The organism is Thermosynechococcus sp. OHK43 (assembly GCF_014466085.1).
Classification (GTDB): Bacteria; Cyanobacteriota; Cyanobacteriia; order Thermosynechococcales; family Thermosynechococcaceae; genus Thermosynechococcus.
In genome coordinates this window covers 1-3,376 of sequence record NZ_JACOMP010000064.1, presented here as the reverse complement: position 1 = coordinate 3,376, position 3,376 = coordinate 1, and the positions used below count along the sequence as shown (strand labels likewise).

The following is a 3,376-nucleotide window of genomic DNA, read 5'->3' as shown; positions in this document are numbered from 1 at the left end:
CCGCTGCCGCGTTAACAAGGGACTCTGCTTCGCTAATACTGGCGGCAATCGGTTTTTCCACCAAGACGTGAACCCCATGGCGCAGGCAGGTAATCCCCACCTCATGATGCAGACGGGTGGGCACGGCAATACAGACCGCCTCAACGTGGGGCAGTAAATCCACATAGTTTTCAAAGAATTTGACCCGATATTTGCTAGCAGTGTCAATGCCCCGCTCTAGATTGACATCAGAGATGCCCACAAGTTCGACATCCTTGAGTAAACTCAAAACACGGGTGTGGTGCTGACCCATGTTGCCAACACCGATGACGCCAATGCGCAGTGGTTCGGGCTGGGGACGGAAGGCAGAACTCATGTCTATTGATTTCACTCCTCTACGCAACCGGGGAAGGGTTTGGTGTTGGCGATCGCCCGCCGTAGGTAAAAACCCACAGAGTTCACAGAATGAACATTTTCAGAAAGATGCTACCACAGCATTACCAAATGTAAAGTTCTTGATAGACAGGTATGACGACGACACAAAAGGCCGTTGTGTTGCTCTCAGGGGGCTTAGACTCCAGCACCGTATTATTTCGTGCCAAGGCACTGGGGTATGCTTGCTATGCTCTCTCCTTTGACTATGGGCAGCGCCATCGGCGGGAATTGGAAGCAGCGATTGCCATTGCCACCGCTGCTGGGGTTGTTGAGCATCAAATCCTTCCCCTGAATTTGCGCCTATGGGGGGGATCGGCTCTGACAGACTTGAGCATTGACCTGCCCCGCGATCGCGATCTGGCCACCATGAGCCAAGAGATTCCCGTCACCTATGTCCCCGCCCGCAATACAATTTTCCTGAGTGTTGCCCTCGCCTATGCCGAAGCCCTAGGGGCACAAACCGTTCATATTGGCGTTAATGCCCTCGATTACTCTGGCTATCCCGACTGTCGCCCTGACTATATTGCCGCGATGCAGGAGGTCTATCGCCTCGGTACCAAACAGGGGCGTGAAGGCCAGCCGATTGAAATTGTCACCCCCCTCATTGAACTTCACAAAAAAGACATCATTCGCCTAGGTCATGGGTATGGTGTTCCTTGGGAAAAAACATGGTCTTGTTACAGCAATGGCGAACAGGCCTGTGGTTGCTGTGATGCCTGTCGGTTGCGTTTAGCGGCCTTTGCCGAACTAGGTTTAGTAGATCCCTTGCCCTACGCAGTTCACCCCCCGCTGTAGGTTCGGTAAATCCCCCTTTTGCTCATGGCAGGGGCGATCGCACTATAGGAAGAAGAGAGGGTTAAGCCCAATATGGGTGCTGTGCCCCGCATTGAAGTTAGCCTGCAAAGGGAGTTTTCGTCGCTATGGCAAAAGTTGTCGGAATTGATCTGGGGACCACCAACTCCTGTGTGGCCGTCATGGAAGGGGGCAAGCCCACGGTTATTGCCAATGCTGAAGGGTTTCGGACAACGCCCTCCGTTGTTGCCTACACCAAAAATGGCGATCGCCTCGTGGGTCAAATTGCCAAACGGCAAGCAGTGATGAACCCCGAAAATACCTTCTATTCTGTGAAGCGCTTTATTGGCCGTCGTTTCGACGAGGTGACCCACGAAGCCACCGAGGTCTCCTACAAAGTTTTGAACGTCAATGGCAACGTCAAACTGGATTGCCCCGCCCTTGGCAAACAGTTTGCCCCTGAGGAAATTTCTGCTCAAGTCCTGCGCAAACTCAAAGAGGACGCCAGTAAGTACCTGGGTGAAGAAGTCACCCAAGCAGTAATTACTGTGCCTGCCTACTTCAACGATTCTCAACGCCAAGCCACAAAAGATGCCGGTAAAATTGCCGGCCTAGAAGTGCTGCGGATCATTAACGAACCCACCGCTGCCTCCTTGGCCTATGGCCTAGATAAAAAAGCCAATGAAACTATCCTCGTCTTTGACCTTGGCGGTGGCACCTTTGACGTCTCCATCCTTGAAGTGGGCGATGGCGTTTTTGAAGTGCTGGCTACCTCCGGGGACACCCACCTGGGCGGTGACGACTTCGACAAGAAAATTGTGGACTATCTAGCTGAGTCCTTCCGTGCCCAAGAAGGCATTGACCTACGCAAAGACAGACAGGCACTGCAACGGCTCACAGAGGCAGCAGAAAAAGCCAAAATTGAACTCTCCAGCGTCATGCAAACGGAAATCAACCTGCCCTTCATCACCGCAACCCAGGATGGTCCTAAGCACCTCGACATGACGCTCACCCGCGCTAAATTTGAGGAACTCTGCTCTGACCTGATTGACCGTTGCCGTGTACCCGTCGAGCAAGCGCTCAAAGACGCCAAACTCACCAAGGATCAAATTGATGAAGTGGTGCTAGTGGGAGGTTCCACCCGCATTCCCGCCATCCAAGAGCTGGTCAAACGGCTATTGGGCAAAGACCCCAACCAGAGTGTCAACCCCGATGAGGTCGTGGCTGTGGGTGCTGCCATTCAAGCTGGGGTACTGGCAGGGGAAGTGAAAGACATTCTCCTCCTCGATGTCACACCGCTGTCGCTGGGCGTCGAGACCCTTGGGGGTGTGATGACGAAAATTATTCCCCGCAACACCACGATCCCCACGAAAAAATCCGAGGTCTTCTCCACCGCCGTTGATGGTCAAACCAATGTGGAAATCCACGTTCTCCAAGGAGAGCGGGAAATGGCCGCCGACAACAAGAGCCTCGGTACCTTCCGTTTGGATGGCATTCCGCCAGCACCGCGCGGCGTGCCGCAAATCGAAGTCACGTTTGATATTGATGCCAACGGTATCCTCAACGTGACCGCTCGTGACAAAGGCACCGGCAAACAGCAGTCCATTAGCATCACAGGCGCCTCAACGCTGCCCAAGGAAGAAGTGGAACGTATGGTGCGCGAAGCAGAAATGAATGCCGCCGCCGATAAAGCCAAACGCGAGAAAATCGAGACTAAGAACCAAGCGGAGCAACTCTGCTATCAAGCGGAGAAACAGTTGAATGAGTTGGGGGATAAAGTCTCCACCAGTGATAAAGACCGTCTCACTTCCCTCATTGCCAACCTGCGCTCGGAAATCGGCACCGAAGCGGAGAAGAAACCCATTGAGTCCATTGACTTTGGACGGGTGAAATCGCTGATGCAGGATCTGCAACAAGCCCTCTACAGTGTCGGCTCAAGTGTCTATCAAAGTGCTCAGTCCAGTGATGGAACTGGCGCCAGCAGCGGCGGTGGCAGTGGTAGTGGCGGTGATGACGAAGTGATTGACGCCGAGTTCTCGGAAACCAAATAGTCCCGCCTATTGACAACTTTCTGCCAGAACCAGACACCTCCTCCCCCTAGGTGAAGGCTTAGGGGGTTCTCTTTTCTTTTGGCACGGTATGCTCGGTGGTTTTTCGATGGGGGCTTCTT

General features: G+C 53.4%; 3 protein-coding genes. 2 read left to right on the top strand and 1 reads right to left on the bottom strand.

All coding sequences use genetic code 11. The features are described from left to right. A partial coding sequence (locus tag H8Q75_RS02860) for a Gfo/Idh/MocA family oxidoreductase (RefSeq protein WP_297040339.1) occupies positions 1 to 355 on the bottom strand: 355 nt, incomplete at its 3' end. A 152-nt stretch (positions 356 to 507) separates the two neighbouring features. Between H8Q75_RS02860 and queC the strand changes: the two genes are divergently transcribed. Next, positions 508 to 1,209 (top strand): 7-cyano-7-deazaguanine synthase QueC, encoded by a 702-nt coding sequence (gene queC / locus H8Q75_RS02855; protein ID WP_024124779.1) that lies wholly within the window; start codon positions 508 to 510, stop codon positions 1,207 to 1,209. 125 nt (positions 1,210 to 1,334) lie between these two features. Then, on the top strand, positions 1,335 to 3,257 hold the full coding sequence (gene dnaK / locus H8Q75_RS02850) for a molecular chaperone DnaK (protein WP_024124780.1): 1,923 nt from the start codon (positions 1,335 to 1,337) through the stop codon (positions 3,255 to 3,257). The last annotated feature ends 119 nt before the right edge of the window (positions 3,258 to 3,376 follow it).